Source organism: Streptomyces sp. NPDC050485 (assembly GCF_044458185.1).
In the GTDB taxonomy this organism is placed as follows: domain Bacteria; phylum Actinomycetota; class Actinomycetes; order Streptomycetales; family Streptomycetaceae; genus Streptomyces.
Map to the genome: position 1 here is coordinate 19,325 of NZ_JBITHR010000020.1, position 14,910 is coordinate 34,234.

Sequence of the window (14,910 nt, forward strand, 5' to 3'; positions counted from 1 at the left end):
ACGCCGGTCTTGTCGAGGAGCTGGCCAAGGTATTGCGTGTCGCCCGGCGGACCGCTGAGCCGCATCCGTCGGACGGGCCACGCCGCCGTTCGGGGGAGTCCGCCGGGTTGCCGGAGTACCACGGGTCGGGTTCGGGGTGAATTGCTGGGAAACAGCAATTCGGCCGGAAAGGCGGCAGGCGTGAGCGACCCGAGGACGACGATGGGGGACCCGGTGCATCTGACGCTGCCGCATGCGCCGCCGCAGCCCGCGAAGGGGTGCGCGGTGTGTGCGGAGCTGGTCGCCCGGCGGCGGGCGGCCCGGGCGCGGGGGGATCTTTCTGCGGCCACGGATGCGGATGTGGAGATCCGGCACCATCCCCATCTGCGGCGGGGGCGGTGACTCGCCCCCGGGTCGACGGGCCCCGGTCAGTGCACGTGTTGGGCCAGGATCGCGTCGGCGGTGGACGCCGGGTAGAGCAGGGTCATCGTCGAGCGCAGCGCGGGGGCGCCGGAGGCCGGGGTCAGTTCGACCGTACGGGAGGTGAAGTCGCCCACCGTGCGGCAGGACCACCAGGCGGCGAGGTCCGGGCGGGCCGTGCGCAGGCGGGCGTTCAGGCGGCGGACGCGGTCGTCGTGGGGGTGACGGTCCGCGCGGGTGCGGAAGTGGCGGTGCAGGTCCATCGCCACCGGCTGCCAGTCGGGGAGCAGCCGCTGATGGGCCGGGTCCGTGAGCAGGAGGAGGAGCAGGTTGCGGTCCGGTGGCGGTATGCGCGCCGGGTCGGGCCAGAGCCCCGCGTACGCCGTGTTCCACGCCGTGATCGTGAGCGCCGGGTCCAGTGCGAGCGCCGGGGTTTCGCGCCAACTCCCCATCAATGCGAGGGTGTTGGGGTCGACCGGCAGGGCATCCCGCTCCGGCGCGGCGAAGCCCGCCAGGGTCAGGACGTGCGCGCGGGCCGTCGCGTCCAGGCGCAGGGTGCGGCTCACCGCGTCCAGTACCTGCCGGGAGGTCTCCACGCGGCCCTGCTCCAGCCAGGAGTACCAGGCCACCCCCACCCCGGAGAGCGCGGCGACCTCCTCGCGGCGCAGGCCCGGGGTGCGGCGCCGGGCGGTGGCCGCCGGCAGGCCCAGCTCGGCGGGGCTGAGGCGTTCGCGGTGGGCGCGGAGGAATCCACCGAGCTCGCGTCGCCGCGCCGCGTCGGCGCCCTCTCGCGCACCGGTCACGCCCACCCCCTGCCTTGTGGCGCCCATGCCCCGTCCCCCTCTCCCCACCACGCCGCACCGCCACCCCGGCCGCACCGCACCCACGCCCCGTTCTCCCGTCCCCGCCACGCCGCACCACCGCCTCGGCCGCACCGCGCCCACGCCCCGTCCCTCTGTCCCCGCCACGCCGCCCCGGCCGCACCGCACCCACGCCCTCTCCCCCGCCAACACCCATGCCCACCGCCCCCATTCCCCCTGCCCATGGCCCAGCCTGTGACCCCCACTCACCGCATGAACCGGCTTCTGGCCGGGCTTCGTTCGGCGGTGGAGGCTGGGCGCATGACCGACAACGACACCACCGCGCACCCCGCCCCCGTCATGCGGCGGCGCAGCAACGACTCGTCCTCCCTTGCCTCCCCCCGCGCCTTCGTCCGCGTCTTCACCGGACCCGGCACCCTTGGGGGACTCACCCGCTTCTACGAGGAAGTGCTCGGCGTCGAACGGGACATGTGGTTCAGCTATCCGGAGAAGGGGCTCGCACTGGCCACGGTCGGCGGGTTCCTGCTCGTCGAGGGGGCGGACCACGACGTCGCGCCGTTCCTCGACGTCGACGGCACCCTGCTCGTCGACGACGCCTCAGCGCATCTGGCCCGGCTGACCGCCCGGGGCGCCGAGGTCCTCGAACCGCTGCACCAGGTGCCGACGGGCTCGGGGTTCACCGCCCGGCACCCGGACGGCACGGTGATCGAGTACGTCGAGCACCGGCCCACCCCCGAAGGGCTGTAACCGTCGGCGATATTCGCTGGCCACACCCCACCCGCCCGCGTCACGCTTCCCCCATGGAAGACCGCACCGGCCCCACCCCGCCCCGTCAGCAGATCCGCGCCCTGCACAGCGCGTCGACCGTCACCGTCTACCAGGCGTACGACCCGGTGCTCGGGCTGCCCGCCGCCCGGGACGGGCGCTTCCCGGCGGCCTGGAAGCGGGAGCGGATGACCTGGGTCAAGCCGTCGTTCCTGTGGATGATGTACCGCTCGGGGTGGGGCCTGAAGGACGGGCAGCGGACCGTGCTCGCCGTCGAGATCCGCCGGGACGGGTTCGACTGGGCGCTCGACCACGCCTGCCTCTCGCACTACGTGCCCGAAGTGCACGGTGAACAGGCTGGCTGGAAGCGGGAGTTGAGGCTGGCGCCCGCGCGCGTGCAGTGGGATCCCGAGCGGGATCTGCGCCTCCAGCCGCTGCCGTACCGGTCGTTGCAGCTCGGGCTCGCCGGGGAGGCGGTGCGGCGGTACACAGACGAGTGGGTCGTCGGGATCCGTGATGTCACCCCGCTCGCCCACCGCGTCCACGCGCTCGTACGGGACGGTGAACTCGACGCCGCCCGCGCCCTGTTGCCGGACGAGCGGGTCTATGCCCCGACGGGCACGCGTGGCCGCTGAGCCGGGCTCGTGCCCCGCAGCCCCGGCCCTTCATTCCAGCTCCGCCCAGATCTCGTACGAAATCTCCGCAGCCCGCTCCGCGTCCCCCGCCTCGCACGCCGCGATCAGCTCCTCGTGGCGGGCCGCCGACGCGCGGGCGGCCTCGCTGGAGAAGCGCTGGTGTTCCAGGCGGCGCAGCAGCGGGGTGTAGCGGGCCACCGTGTCGGACAGGGGCTGGTTGCCGCTCGCCGACACCGGGACGGCGTGGAAGGCGTCGTCGGCGCCGATCGCCGCCGCGATGTCGCCCGCCGCCACCGCCCGTACGAAATCCGCGTTCGCCGCGCGCATCTCGGCCAGGTGGCTCTTCTTCAGGCGCGGCAGCGCCTCCCGTACCGCGAGGGTGTGCATCGCGCGGACCACGGCCAGCGCGCCCCGGATCTCTTCGGCGACCAGCGGGGCCACCCGGGTATAGCTCTGCGGTTTGGACACGACCAGGCGTTCCGCGGCGAGGCGGGCGAGGGCGTCGCGGACCGGGGCGCGGGAGAGACCGAGGCGGGCGGCGAGCGCGGCGTCGCTCAGCTTCGCGCCCGGCGCGTACTCGCCCGAGACGATGGACGACAGCAGCGCCTCGTACGCGACATCGCGCAGGAGGCGCCGGGAGGTGGGGGCAGGGACGGATGCGGGGGCGGCGTCGGGCGGCTCTGGGGTCACAACTAACATTTTAGTTCGTGGCCGATCGGCGAGAGAGTGGGACGTGAACGACACGAAGGGCCCGAAGGGCGCGGGCGTGCACAGAAGTACCGCCCTGCCCATGGCGCTCGGCGTCGTCGCCGCCGGGTGTTTCGCGACCAGCTTCGTGCTCAATCGGCAGATGAGCGTGGCGGGCGGGTCCTGGCTGTGGACCGCGAGCCTGCGCTATCTGTTCATGCTGCCGCCGCTCGTGCTGATCGTGTGGATACGGGGCGGGCTGCCCGGGGTCGTACGGAGTCTGCGGGCCCGGCCCTGGTCGTGGCTGGGCTGGTCGACGGTCGGGTTCGGGCTGTTCTACGCGCCGATGACCTGGGCGAGCCGGGCGGGCGCGGGCTGGCTGCTCGCGGCGACCTGGCAGTTGGTGATCGTCGCGGGGATCCTGATCGGCGGGCGGGTTCCGCGTCGCACGCTCGCGGTCTCGCTGCTCATCGTCGCCGGGGTCGCCCTCGCGCAGACCCAGAACGCGCACGGCATGGACGCGGGCACGGTCGCGCGCGTCGTCGTCCCGGTCCTTGTCGCGGCCGTCGCGTACCCGCTCGGCAACCGCAGGCTGCTCGGCCGCGACGGCCTCGACGGGGTGCAGCGCACGCTCGCCATGACGGTCGGCTCGCTGCCGCTGTGGGTGGTTCTGGCCGGTACGGCGGGCGTACGCGTCGGTGCGCCCGGGCGCGATCAGGTCGTCCAGTGCCTGATCGTCGCCCTGGTGTCGGGGGTGGTGGCGACCACCCTGTTCTTCCGCGCCACCGATCTCGTACGGGACCGGCCGGCCGCGCTGGGTGCGGTGGAGGCGACCCAGGCCGCCGAGGTGCCCTTCACGCTGGCGGGCGAGGCCCTGGTGACCGGCATCTCGGCCCCGGCCCCGACCGGCTGGACGGGCCTCGCGCTCATCGTCGGCGGGCTCTGCCTGCACGCCCTGCACCCGTCCCGGGACCAGGATCCGGCCCCGGCTACCGCTTGGGCCAGTGCCACGCCAACTCGCCCAGAGGTCCCGGCCCCTCGGCCACCGTCTACCCGAACGCCTTGACCTGTCGACCTGTTGACCAGTTGACCAGCCTTCGAGCGTAGGACCGGCGCGTACGGGCTCCCGATCGGCCGGATCGTAGGGTGGCCGGATGGGCAGCGGCGAGAGCATGCGCGTACGAATACCCGTACGCGACGAGGAGCGTGAGCGGGGCGGGGCGGAGCCCGGGGGGTGGGGCCGGTGGCGGGGGCGGGCGGCGGTGCCCGTGCTCCTCACGGCGCTCATGATTCCCGCGTACGCCGCGTGGGCCGCCTTCCTCGCGACCGGCGGGGGCGACCTCTCGGCCCAGTTCGCCTGGGCCGGGTTCGCCGCGCGGCACCCGGGGTCGGCGTACAACCTGTCCTGGTACGGCGGCACCCACACCGCCAACTACAGCCTGCTCACGCCGTGGTTGATGGCGGCGTTCGGGGTGCGCACGGTGACCGTGGCGGCGGGCCTCGCCTCGACGTGGCTGATGGCCCGGCTCCTGGTACGCGCGGAGTCGGTACGCAATCCGTGGTGGCCGACGCTGCTCGGAGCCGGTGCGCTGTGGTGCAACGTGGCATCGGGGCGGACGACCTTCGCGGTGGGCGTGGCCTTCGGCCTCGGCGCCTGCTTGTGGGCTGGAGAGAGCGGCGCTCTCGGCTCAGGACGGGGTGATCGCGGGATACGGGAGAGCAGCGCTCTCGGTTCGGGGCAGGGTGATCGCCGGGGGTTGCGGGAGAGCGGCGCTCTCGTTGTGGAGCGGGGCGCTCGCCTCTGGGCGCGCGGAGAGAGCGCCGCCCGCCGCGTAGAGCAGCACTCTCGCCGCACCACCCTCACCGATACCGAGAGCATCGCTCTCATCTCAGAGCGCCGCCCTCACCGCAGAGCCCTGCTCTCAGCCGCATGCGCCGCTCTCGCCACCGCCGCCAGCCCCGTCGCAGGGCTGTTCCTCGTCGTGGTCGCCGCCGCGTACGGGCTCGACCGGCGGTGGCGTACGGCGACGGCGCTCCTGCTCCCGCCGTTCGTCGTCGTCGGCGCGACCAGCCTGCTCTTCCCCTTCGAGGGTGAACAGCCCATGGCGCTCGGCAAGGTGTGGATGCCGCTCGCCGCCTGCGCCGTGCTGGTGTGCGCCGCGCCGCGCGGGCGGGACTGGCGGCTGGTGCGGTACGGCGCGGCCGTCTACGCGCTGGGCGTCGTGCTCACGTACCTCGTCGCCTCCCCCATCGGCACCAACGTGGAGCGGCTCTTCGGGCTCGCGGCCCCGCCGGTGCTGCTCGCCGCCGCCCTAGCCCTGCCCCCGCACGCCGGCCGCGACCCGGGCAACGCCCCCCACAGGACCGGCGGGATCCTCCAGACCCACCAGACCCACCAGACCCGCCGAATCCACCGGATCCGCCAGATCCGTCGGCTCGTCCTCGCCCTCACCTGCCTCGTCTCCATCGTCTGGCTGCGCGACAAGACCATGGACGATCTGCGGGTGGCGACCGAGGTGCCCGCCTGGGCCGCGCACACCGACGGGGTCGTCGCCGAGCTGGACCGGCTCGGCGCGGAGCGTACCCGCGTCGAGGTGGTCCCGGCCCGCAACCACCGCGAGGCGTCCGTACTCGCGGCGTACGTCAACAACGCCCGGGGCTGGAACCGGCAGCTCGATGTCGAGCGCGGCCGGCTCTTCTACGACGGCACGCTGGACCGGGACACCTACCGCGCCTGGCTGGACCGCCTGGCCGTCGGCTTCGTCGTGGTGCCCGACGGCCGCCCGGACGGTCCCGCCGAAGCCGAGGCCGCCCTCGTGCGCGGCGGGGCGCCCTGGCTGGAGCCGGTCTGGCAGGACGCGCACTGGAAGGTCTACCGGGTCCGCGACGCCGTGCCCCTCGTCTCGGCCCCCGGCACCGCGCTCTCGGGCGACGACGCCGAACTGGTCGTACAGATGGACCGGCCGGGCTCGGCGACCGTACGGATCGCGTACTCGCCGTGGCTGCGGGCCAAGGGCGCCCGCGTGGCGCAGGGCCCGGACGGCTGGACCCGCCTCACGGTCACCGTCCCCGGCACCTACCGCCTCGGCTCCAACTACCTTCCCTGATTCTCCAACTATCTTCCCTGACAAGGGAGTTCTGGTTCAGATTGCATCTCGCGCAGCGCCGCCGCCGTCTCCTGGGAGGTAGCGCGAAACCCCGGAGGCACCGGGCCTCCGGGGTTTCACCGAAGCTGAATCGCTCAGAGCCGGATCGGCTAGATCGTCGCGGTGTCGATCACGAACCGGTAGCGCACGTCGCTGGCCAGCACCCGCTCGTACGCCTCGTTGATCTGGTCCGCGCGGATCAGCTCGATCTCGGCGCCCAGGCCGTGCTCGGCGCAGAAGTCCAGCATCTCCTGGGTCTCGGCGATGCCGCCGATCATCGAACCGGCGAGGATCTTGTTGCCGCCGATGAGGCCGAACATGTTGAGCGAGTTCGGCTCCTCGGGGGCGCCCACGTTGACGAACGCGCCGCCCGTCTTCAGGAGCGAGAGGTACGCGCCCAGGTCGAGCGGGGCGGAGACGGTCGACACGATCAGGTCGAGGGAGCCCGCGAGCTCCTTGAAGGTGTCCGCGTCGCTGGTCGCGTAGTAGTGGTCGGCGCCGAGCTTCAGGCCGTCGTCCTTCTTGCGCAGCGACTGGCTGAGCACGGTCACCTCGGCGCCGAGCGCGTGGGCGATCTTCACGCCCATGTGGCCGAGGCCGCCGAGTCCGAGGATGGCGACCTTCTTGCCGGGGCCCGCCTGCCAGCGCTTGAGCGGCGAGTACAGGGTGATGCCCGCGCACAGCAGCGGGGCCGCGACGTCCAGCGGGATGCTGTCGGGGATGCGCAGGGTGTGGTCGGCGTCGACCACGATGTGGGTGGAGTAGCCGCCGTAGGTGGGCAGCCCGTCCCTGCCGATCGAGTTGTACGTGGCGGTGCCGGTCGCGCAGAACTGGTTCTGCCCGGCAAGACAGGTCTCGCACTCGCCGCAGGAGTCGACGAAGCAGCCGACCCCTGCACGGTCGCCGACCTGGAACGTGGTGACGGCGGAGCCGACTTCGGTGATCACGCCGGCGATCTCGTGGCCGGGCACCATCGGGAAGACGGCCTCGCCCCAGCCCTCGCGCGCCTGGTGGATGTCGGAGTGGCAGATACCGGCGTACTTGATCTCGATGAGCACGTCGTTCGCGCCCACCGGGCGGCGCTCGACGGTGGTGCGCTCCAGCGGGGCCTTGGCGGCGGGGGCGGCGTAGGCGGCGACGGTGGTCATGCCGTTCTCCTCAGATCTTTGGGGTACGCGCCCAGCCTGCCCGAATCCGCGCAGGTCACCCAGGTCCCTGTGCTGCCTACGTCCAGCGTGCGTACCACTGGCAGGGTCAGGCTCACGGTCGTACGACCACCCCGGCGGCGGCGGATACTGGGGTGTCATGGACCAGCGTGCCGAACTCAGCGAATTCCTCCACTCCCGCCGGGCCCGGCTGAAGCCCGAGGACGTGGGGCTGCCCGACCACGGGCGGCACCGCAGGGTGCCCGGTCTGCGCCGGGAGGAGCTGGCGCAGCTGGCCGGGGTGTCGGTGGCGTACTACACGCGCCTGGAGCAGGGCAACGCGCAGAACGTCTCCGTGGAGGTCCTGGAGGCGATCGGGCGGGCGCTGCGGCTGACCGACACCGAGCAGAACCACCTCAGCCACCTCGCGAAGGGCAAGCCGAGGAAGAAGCGCGCGGCCGCCGCCCGGCCGCAGCAGGTGCGCCCGGCGCTCCAGCAGCTGATCGACGCGATGGAGGGCGTGCCCGCCTACATCGTCGGCCGCCGCCTCGACATCCTCGGCTGGAACCGGATGGCGGCGGCGCTCCTGGGCGATCTGTCCGAACTGCCGCCGCAGGAGCGGAACCTGGCCCGCCATGTCTTCCTGGACCCGGCCGCGCGGGCGCTGTACGTCGACTGGCACAACAAGGCCGTCGATGTGGTGAGCGTGCTGCGGCTGTGCGCGGGCTGCTATCCGGACGACCCGCAACTGACCGCGCTGGTCGGCGAGTTGTCGGTCAAGAGCGAGGAGTTCCGCAGCATGTGGGCGGCCCACACGGTCGCCGACAAGGGCCATGGCGTCAAGCGGCTGCGCCATCCGGTGGTGGGCGAGCTGACCCTCGCGTACGAGACGCTGAAGCTGCCCGACGAGCACGACCTGTCGCTTGTCACCTTCCACGCGGAGCCGGGTTCGGTGTCGGCGGAGTCGCTGCGGCTGCTCGGCAGTTGGAGCGCCGAGCAGCCGGTACGGGCCTGAGGAGCCCGCGGGCCCGGGTTTCGCGGACCCGGGGGCCCGGGGGTCAGACGGCGGAGCCGGCCTTCCACTGGGCCCAGCTCATGTTCCAGCCGTTGAAGCCGTTGTCGGGCTGGATCGTCTTGTCGTGGGAGTTCTTGACGATGACGACGTCGCCGGTGATCGAGTTGTCGTAGAACCAGGCGGCCGTGGTGCCGTCGTCGTTCGCGCCCTTGGTGTCGGAGAGGCCGACGCAGCCGTGGCTGGTGTTGGCGCTGCCGAAGATGGACTTGGCGCCCCAGTAGTTGCCGTGGATGAAGGTGCCGGAGGCGGACAGGCGCATGGCGTGCGGCACGTCCTTGATGTCGTACTCGCCCTTGCCGTCGTTGTCCGTGAAGCCGACCGTCGCACCGTTCATGCGGGTCTCCTTGTACTTCTCGGAGATCACCATCTGGCCGTTGTAGGTCGGGTGGTCGGGGGAGCCCGCGGAGATCGGGATCGTCTTCACGACCTTGCCGTCCTGGGTGACGGTCATGGTGTGGGTGTTCGCGTCCACGGTGGAGACCTGGTTGCGGCCGATCTTGAAGGTGACCGTCTTCTCCTGGACGCCGGTGATGCCGTTGGAGGCCTCGACGCCGTCCAGGTTCATCTTCATGGTGACCGTCGAGTTCTCCTTCCAGTAGTCCTGCGGGCGGAAGTCGAGGCGCTGCGAGCCGAACCAGTGCCCGACGACCTCCTGCCCGCCGCTGGAGGAGACGGTGATGTGGGACTGCACGTCCTTCTTGTTGGTCACCGGCTTGTCGAAGTTGACCGACACCGGCATGCCGACGCCGACGGTGGAGCCGTCCTCGGGCGTGAAGTTGCCTATGAAGCTGTTCTTCGGCGAGACGGTGGTGAAGGAGGCGTTCTCGTGCGCCTCGCGCCCCTTGGCGTCCACCGCGGTCGCCGTCATCTTGTACGTCGCCGAACGCTGCAGCGCCTTGTCGGGCGTCCAGCCGAGCCCGTCGGCGGATATCTTCCCGGCGACCTCGGCGCCGTCGGCGGAGGTCAGGGTGACGGCGGTCAGCTTGCCGTCGGCGACGGCGACCTTGGTGTCGTTGTTGATGCCGACGTTGTTCGCGCCGTTCTTCGGAGTGATGGTGATCTTCGCGGCCGAGGTGTCCTTCTCGGCGGCCTTGTCGGCCTGCGCCTGCGACTGCGCCGACTTCGAGCTGTCGGCCTGGCCGCCCGTGCCACCGCCGCCGTTGCAGGCCGAGAGGACCAGTACGCCGCCGACCACCGCGCACGCGGCCATGAGGCTCTGCTTGCGCCGCTTACTCTCCGTCTTCACACGCATCTCCATCGTCGCCGTCCCCCGGATCCATCACGTCTAGAACATCAGACGGCGGGTTCGCGTTCCGCAGCGGGGGTGAATGTGGGGCACACCACGCGTCGGCGGACGGGGTGGGGCGGGACGGTGCAAGATCACCGAAAGCCGCCCCGCGCCCGCCACTGTCCGCCCGCCGTCCGGCTCGCCGTCCGCCTTCCACCCCGCAGCCCTCCGGTCCGCCGTCCGCCGCCCGCCGTCCGGTTCGGCGCTCCGCGTCAGTCCTTCGTCCGTCAGTCCTCGTCGTTGGTGTCCTCCTCGTCCAGGTCCCACTCCTCGTCGTCGGGGTCGTAGCCGATCCGCTCGCTGCTCCAGGAGGCCTGGGCCAGTTCCACGCCCGGCAGCGCCTCCACGAGGCCGACCGGGTCCACGAGGTAGGCGAGGGCCTCCGCTCCGTCTTCCCGCACCGCGGCGTCCGCATGCGCGCGTTCTTCGGCCCGCATCTCGGGATCCTCGGCGATGCGGCCGAGGGCGGCCGCCGCCAGGGTGTCCGCGTCCTCGATCTCAAGGACCAAATCGACGCGGAGGCGTACATATCGTGATGTCTCTGCTTCGCTCATGCGAGGGAGCGTAGGGCCCGGGGCACGCGCGACTTTCCCGCGACCCGCTGCTTTCACTAGCATCAGCGCATCCCGCCAATTCGACGTACTCGCAAGGGGATCGCTCACTTGTCCGTCGCTCGTCGTCCCCTGCTCACCGCCACCGCCGCCGGCTCCCTGCTCTGCGCCCTGTGGTTCGTGCCGTCCGCCAACGCGACGGACGAGCAGCGCCCTTCGTCCGCCCCCGCGCACACCGCGGACCGGGCCGCCCCGGCCACCGCCGCGGACACCCTCGCGCTCGCCGACACCGGCGGCGCGGACACCTCCCCCTACCTGGTCGGCGGCTCGCTGTTCCTGGGCCTTGGGGCCGGGTTCGTGACGTACTCGGTCCGCAGATCGAGGAGCTGCTGAGGCGGCGGTACGCCCCTCAACTGCCCTCGCGCGTACGGAAAATGGGCCGCCCGGGATTCGACATCCCGGGCGGCCCTTTCCGTACGGCCAACGTGACTCAGGCGAGCGGGCCCGTCACCGGCTCCACCGCGGCGACCAGCTTCCCTTCGCGTACGAAGGCCTCCGCCGCGGCCAGGTCGGGCGCGAGGAAGCGGTCCGGGCCGGGGCCCTGGATGCCGGCCGCGCGGGCCGCGGCGATGGCGGCCTGCGAGGCGGGCGCGGGGGTGAGGCCCTTGCGCAGCTCGATGCCGCGGGTCGCCGCGTACATCTCGACGGCGATGATCCGGGTGAGGTTGTCGACTGCCGTACGCAGCTTGCGGGCGGCCGACCAGCCCATGGAGACGTGGTCCTCCTGCATGGCGGAGGACGGGATGGAGTCGGCGGACGCGGGCACCGCGAGCCGCTTCATCTCGCTGACCAGGGCGGCCTGCGTGTACTGGGCGATCATCAGGCCCGAGTCCACACCGGCGTCGTCGGCGAGGAACGGCGGCAGGCCGTGGCTGCGGTTCTTGTCGAGGAGGCGGTCGGTGCGGCGCTCGGTGATGGAGCCGAGGTCGGCGGCGGCGATGGCGAGGAAGTCCAGGACGTAGGCGACCGGGGCACCGTGGAAGTTGCCGTTGGACTCGACGCGGCCGTCGGGCAGCACGACGGGGTTGTCGACGGCGGAGGCGAGTTCGCGTTCGGCGACGGTCAGCGCGTAGGCGATCGTGTCGCGTCCGGCGCCGTTGACCTGCGGGGCGCAGCGTACCGAGTACGCGTCCTGCACGCGGGGCGCCTCTTCCTCCTGGAAGTGGCCGGTCAGGCCCGAACCCTTCAGCACGGCCAGCATGTTGGCGGCGGCCGCGCCCTGGCCGGGGTGCGGGCGGATGGCGTGCAGTTCGGGGGCGAGCACCTTGTCGGTGCCGAGCAGCGCTTCGAGGGTGAGCGCGGCGGTGATGTCGGCGGAGGTGTAGAGCTTCTTCAGGTCGGCGATGGCCATGCACAGCATGCCGAGCATGCCGTCGGTGCCGTTGAGGAGGGCGAGGCCCTCCTTCTCGCGCAGCTCGACGGGGGTGATGCCGGCCGCGGCGAGCAGCTCACCGGCGGGCTGCACGACGCCGTCGGGGCCCTCGGCGTCGCCCTCGCCCATCAGCGTCAGCGCGCAGTGCGAGAGCGGCGCGAGGTCTCCGGAGCAGCCGAGCGAGCCGTACTCGTGGACGACCGGCGTGATGCCCGCGTTGAGTACGTCGGCCATCGTCTGGGCGACGGCGGGCCGTACGCCGGTGTGCCCGGAGGCGACGGTCTTGAGCCGCAGGAACATGAGCGCGCGCACGACTTCGCGCTCGACCCTCGGGCCCATGCCGGCCGCGTGCGAGCGCACGATGTTGCGCTGGAGCTGGGCGCGGAGATCGGGGCTGATGTGCCGGGAGGCGAGGGCACCGAAGCCGGTGGAGACGCCGTACACCGGCTCCGGCTTGGCAGCCAGCGCGTCAACGATCTCGCGCGCCTTGGCCAGGGCGTCGACGGCCTCGGCGGAGAGCTCGACCCGGGCGTTGTCCCGGGCCACGGCGATGACGTCCTCGGGGGTGGTCCCGGAGGTCCCCACCACGACAGTGTGCATATCCATATTCAGCACCCTACGGATTGAATCCCGTCATGTCACTAGCAGGGCGGGGGTGGGGTCCTTACCCCTGATCCGTTCCCCTTCCGTTGTGGGCAATCGTTCCGCAGGTCGATGGGGGTCCCCCCTGCTCCTTAAGAGCTTGGGGGAGGGTGGGCACAACGGACCGCGGTCCGCAGACCAAGGGCTATGGGGGTCTGGGGGCGCACCCCCCAGCATCTAACCCCGCCCCCGGAACCGCCGCCGGTCGTGCGGGCCGGACGGCGGGGTGTCCGCGAGGCGCAGCACCGCACCGTCCCGCCCAGCCACCACCGGCTTGGCCGAACGCGCGGCCTTCGCGCGGTACTGGGCCGCGTCCGCGAGGCGGAACAGACGGCGGGCCGAGCGCACCTCGCCGATGGGGTCGCCCGTGGAGGCCACCCCGCACGCGACCCCCTCGCCGAGCTCCAACTCCCCTGCCCGCAGGCAGAGTTCCTCGCCGACCGCCACCACCTCGTCGGCGGACGGCCCCACCGAGAGCAGGCAGAACTCGTCGCCGCCGAGCCGTGCGGCCAGCGCCCCCGGCAGCATCGCCCCGCACAGCGAGAGCACCGAGCCGAAGCGTTCCAGGAGCCGGTCGCCGACGGCGTGGCCCCGGGTGTCGTTGACCCGCTTGAGCCCGTTCAGATCGCAGACGACGAGGCTGACGACCGCCCCTTCGGACCGGTGCCGCTCGACCGCCTCATCCAGCTTCATGTCCACGGCCCGCCGGTTGGCGAGCCCGGTGAGCGGGTCGGTGAAGGCGAGGCGGCGTACCTCTTCGAGCCGTTCGGTCTGCGCGATGCCCGCCGCCGCGACCGAGGCGAGCACGGTCGCGAAGTCCGCGTCGGCGGCGTCGAACAGCGGCGCCCCGACCGGCCGCGCCACATACAGCTCGCCCCAGGCCCGGCCGTGCAGCACGATCGGCGCGACCACGCAGCAGCCCCGGCCGCGCCGGCGCAGGGCGGTCACCCTCCCCCAGCTACCGCTGGGAGGTGCCCCCACGTGGCGGTCACCCGCCTCCCCCTCGGGCGGCGCCAGAGCGGTCTCGACCCAGGCGTTCGGCTCGCCGCCACCCGCCCACCGCTCGTGCAGGAACTCGGTGATCTCGGGGAACTGGTGCACCGGGTACGTCTCGTCCTCGGGGAACTCCTCCTCCCCCTCGGCCCGTTCGCCATCGTTCACCAGCACCCGCAGCCGGCCGAGCTCGCGCTCCCACACCGAGAGCGCGGCGAAGTTCCCGCCGAGCGCGTCGCGCGCACCGTGCGCCGCGGCCCGCCAGGACTCGCGCGGCGTGTGCGCCGCGGCCATGGCCTGCGCCAGCGAAACCACGGCCCGCAGCCGGGCATCCTCTCCACCCATTCCTCCAGCTTAGGGAGGTATGAGAAGTTTTGACGGCCGGAACGCCACCGCGCACCCGACGCAAAGGATCATGCCCGCGGACCGGCCGCATGGGGCCGCGCAGGTGGATCGCCACGCGGGAGCCGGTCCGCGAACCGACCACAAAGGATCACACCGCCGGCCCGCCGCGGGGACTCGACCCGGCGCCCGGGATCACTCCCCGGGCCACACCGGCTTCCGCTTCTCGTTGAACGCGGCCACGCCCTCCGCGCGGTCCCCCGAGAACGCCACCGACCGCCACGCCGCGTCCTCGACCTCAAGACCGGCCCGCAGATCGAGCCCTTGCCCGAGCCGCATCGCCCGCTTCGCCGCCCGCAGCCCGACGGGCGAGTTGGCGGCCATCCGCCCCGCGAGCGCGAGCGCCTCCGTACGGGCGTCGTCGGCCAGTACGTCGACGAGCCCCAACTCCCTTGCCTCCAGGGCCTCGACGCGGCGCGCGGTGAAGACCAGCTCGGCGGCACGGGCCGCACCGACCCGGCGCGGAAGCAGCTGCGTACCGCCGCCGCCGGGGATGACGCCGACCGACACCTCGGGCAGCCCCACCACGGCGGTCGCGTCCGCCACGATCACATCGCAGGCCAGCGCCAGCTCGAAGCCGCCGCCCAGCGCGAAGCCGTGCACGGCGGCGACGGTGGGCATGGGCAGTTCGAGCACACCGGTGTACGCGGCGCGCGCGGTGGGCCGCTGGCGTACGAGCTCCGCGTCCGTGAGGGAGTTGCGCTCCTTCAGGTCGGCGCCGACGCAGAACGCCCGCTCGTGGGTCGACGTCAGCACGGTGACCCTGGCGTCGCGGTCGGCGGCGAGCGCGTCGCAGGCGGCGGCGATGGAGCGGGCCATCTCCGTCGAGACCGCGTTCATCGCCTTGGGCCGGTCGAGCACCAGCTCGGCGACGAACCCCTCGCGCCGTACGACGACGTACTCCCCGAACCGCTGCTCAGCCATGCGAA

At 72.5% G+C, this 14,910-nt stretch carries 15 protein-coding genes; 7 read left to right on the forward strand and 8 right to left on the reverse strand.

Annotated elements, in window-relative coordinates; all coding sequences use genetic code 11:
* Positions 1–180 precede the first annotated feature (180 nt).
* Positions 181–381 carry a hypothetical protein gene (locus ACIBK6_RS31565; protein ID WP_399054966.1) on the forward strand — a complete coding sequence of 67 codons (201 nt, stop codon included), beginning with the start codon at positions 181–183 and terminating at the stop codon, positions 379–381.
* A gap of 26 nt (positions 382–407) precedes the next feature.
* Here the strand turns inward: ACIBK6_RS31565 and ACIBK6_RS31570 are convergent, their stop codons facing one another.
* Positions 408–1,202, reverse strand: a complete 795-nt coding sequence (locus tag ACIBK6_RS31570) for a helix-turn-helix domain-containing protein (RefSeq protein WP_399054968.1) — start codon at positions 1,200–1,202, stop codon at positions 408–410.
* Positions 1,203–1,520: 318 nt separating this feature from the next.
* Here ACIBK6_RS31570 and ACIBK6_RS31575 point away from each other — a divergent pair, with 318 nt between their 5' ends.
* On the forward strand, positions 1,521–1,967 hold the full coding sequence (locus ACIBK6_RS31575) for a VOC family protein (RefSeq protein WP_399054970.1): 447 nt from the start codon (positions 1,521–1,523) through the stop codon (positions 1,965–1,967).
* Positions 1,968–2,020: 53 nt separating this feature from the next.
* Positions 2,021–2,620 carry a DUF4291 domain-containing protein gene (locus ACIBK6_RS31580; protein WP_399054973.1) on the forward strand — a complete coding sequence of 200 codons (600 nt, stop codon included), beginning with the start codon at positions 2,021–2,023 and terminating at the stop codon, positions 2,618–2,620.
* A gap of 30 nt (positions 2,621–2,650) precedes the next feature.
* On the opposite strand, the gene ACIBK6_RS31585 is transcribed toward ACIBK6_RS31580, so the two are convergent.
* Complete coding sequence (locus ACIBK6_RS31585; RefSeq protein ID WP_399054976.1) at positions 2,651–3,310, reverse strand: GntR family transcriptional regulator; 660 nt, start codon at positions 3,308–3,310, stop codon at positions 2,651–2,653.
* Between the two features lie 43 nt (positions 3,311–3,353).
* Here ACIBK6_RS31585 and ACIBK6_RS31590 point away from each other — a divergent pair, with 43 nt between their 5' ends.
* Together ACIBK6_RS31590 and ACIBK6_RS31595 are read left to right on the forward strand one after the other, a co-directional pair.
* Complete coding sequence (locus ACIBK6_RS31590) at positions 3,354–4,373, forward strand: multidrug resistance efflux transporter family protein (RefSeq protein ID WP_399054977.1); 1,020 nt, start codon at positions 3,354–3,356, stop codon at positions 4,371–4,373.
* A gap of 391 nt (positions 4,374–4,764) precedes the next feature.
* On the forward strand, positions 4,765–6,414 hold the full coding sequence (locus ACIBK6_RS31595; protein ID WP_399055183.1) for a hypothetical protein: 1,650 nt from the start codon (positions 4,765–4,767) through the stop codon (positions 6,412–6,414).
* Positions 6,415–6,563: 149 nt separating this feature from the next.
* Here ACIBK6_RS31595 and ACIBK6_RS31600 read toward each other — a convergent pair whose 3' ends face one another.
* The gene (locus tag ACIBK6_RS31600) at positions 6,564–7,601 is read right to left on the reverse strand and encodes an NAD(P)-dependent alcohol dehydrogenase (protein ID WP_399054979.1); all 1,038 of its coding nucleotides are present in this window, start codon (positions 7,599–7,601) and stop codon (positions 6,564–6,566) included.
* A gap of 157 nt (positions 7,602–7,758) precedes the next feature.
* Here ACIBK6_RS31600 and ACIBK6_RS31605 point away from each other — a divergent pair, with 157 nt between their 5' ends.
* On the forward strand, positions 7,759–8,613 hold the full coding sequence (locus tag ACIBK6_RS31605) for a helix-turn-helix domain-containing protein (RefSeq protein WP_399054981.1): 855 nt from the start codon (positions 7,759–7,761) through the stop codon (positions 8,611–8,613).
* Positions 8,614–8,656: 43 nt separating this feature from the next.
* Here the strand turns inward: ACIBK6_RS31605 and ACIBK6_RS31610 are convergent, their stop codons facing one another.
* Both ACIBK6_RS31610 and ACIBK6_RS31615 read right to left on the reverse strand, forming a co-directional pair.
* Positions 8,657–9,931, reverse strand: a complete 1,275-nt coding sequence (locus ACIBK6_RS31610; RefSeq protein WP_399054983.1) for an Ig-like domain-containing protein — start codon at positions 9,929–9,931, stop codon at positions 8,657–8,659.
* Positions 9,932–10,188: 257 nt separating this feature from the next.
* Positions 10,189–10,515, reverse strand: a complete 327-nt coding sequence (locus tag ACIBK6_RS31615) for a hypothetical protein (protein ID WP_399054985.1) — start codon at positions 10,513–10,515, stop codon at positions 10,189–10,191.
* Positions 10,516–10,623: 108 nt separating this feature from the next.
* Here ACIBK6_RS31615 and ACIBK6_RS31620 point away from each other — a divergent pair, with 108 nt between their 5' ends.
* Positions 10,624–10,905, forward strand: coding sequence for an LPXTG cell wall anchor domain-containing protein (locus ACIBK6_RS31620; RefSeq protein ID WP_399054987.1), 282 nt, complete (start codon positions 10,624–10,626; stop codon positions 10,903–10,905).
* A gap of 97 nt (positions 10,906–11,002) precedes the next feature.
* Here the strand turns inward: ACIBK6_RS31620 and hutH are convergent, their stop codons facing one another.
* The 3 genes from hutH to ACIBK6_RS31635 all read right to left on the reverse strand — a co-directional run bounded on the left by hutH (position 11,003) and on the right by ACIBK6_RS31635 (position 14,905).
* Positions 11,003–12,544 carry a histidine ammonia-lyase gene (hutH, locus tag ACIBK6_RS31625; RefSeq protein ID WP_399055185.1) on the reverse strand — a complete coding sequence of 514 codons (1,542 nt, stop codon included), beginning with the start codon at positions 12,542–12,544 and terminating at the stop codon, positions 11,003–11,005.
* A 219-nt stretch (positions 12,545–12,763) separates the two neighbouring features.
* The gene (locus ACIBK6_RS31630; RefSeq protein WP_399054989.1) at positions 12,764–13,924 is read right to left on the reverse strand and encodes a diguanylate cyclase domain-containing protein; all 1,161 of its coding nucleotides are present in this window, start codon (positions 13,922–13,924) and stop codon (positions 12,764–12,766) included.
* A 192-nt stretch (positions 13,925–14,116) separates the two neighbouring features.
* A complete protein-coding gene (locus ACIBK6_RS31635; RefSeq protein ID WP_399054991.1) occupies positions 14,117–14,905 on the reverse strand; it encodes an enoyl-CoA hydratase/isomerase family protein in 789 nt (262 codons plus the stop codon).
* Between the last annotated feature and the right edge of the window lie 5 nt (positions 14,906–14,910).

Coding starts and splice junctions, on each gene's coding strand:
- ACIBK6_RS31575 (WP_399054970.1), top strand. CDS start 1,521: ATGACCGACAACGACACCACCGCGCACCCCGCCCCCGTCATGCGGCGG.
- ACIBK6_RS31580 (WP_399054973.1), top strand. CDS start 2,021: ATGGAAGACCGCACCGGCCCCACCCCGCCCCGTCAGCAGATCCGCGCC.
- ACIBK6_RS31595 (WP_399055183.1), top strand. CDS start 4,765: ATGGCGGCGTTCGGGGTGCGCACGGTGACCGTGGCGGCGGGCCTCGCC.
- ACIBK6_RS31600 (WP_399054979.1), bottom strand. CDS start 7,601: ATGACCACCGTCGCCGCCTACGCCGCCCCCGCCGCCAAGGCCCCGCTG.
- ACIBK6_RS31605 (WP_399054981.1), top strand. CDS start 7,759: ATGGACCAGCGTGCCGAACTCAGCGAATTCCTCCACTCCCGCCGGGCC.
- ACIBK6_RS31610 (WP_399054983.1), bottom strand. CDS start 9,931: ATGGAGATGCGTGTGAAGACGGAGAGTAAGCGGCGCAAGCAGAGCCTC.
- ACIBK6_RS31615 (WP_399054985.1), bottom strand. CDS start 10,515: ATGAGCGAAGCAGAGACATCACGATATGTACGCCTCCGCGTCGATTTG.
- hutH (WP_399055185.1), bottom strand. CDS start 12,544: ATGCACACTGTCGTGGTGGGGACCTCCGGGACCACCCCCGAGGACGTC.
- ACIBK6_RS31630 (WP_399054989.1), bottom strand. CDS start 13,924: ATGGGTGGAGAGGATGCCCGGCTGCGGGCCGTGGTTTCGCTGGCGCAG.
- ACIBK6_RS31635 (WP_399054991.1), bottom strand. CDS start 14,905: ATGGCTGAGCAGCGGTTCGGGGAGTACGTCGTCGTACGGCGCGAGGGG.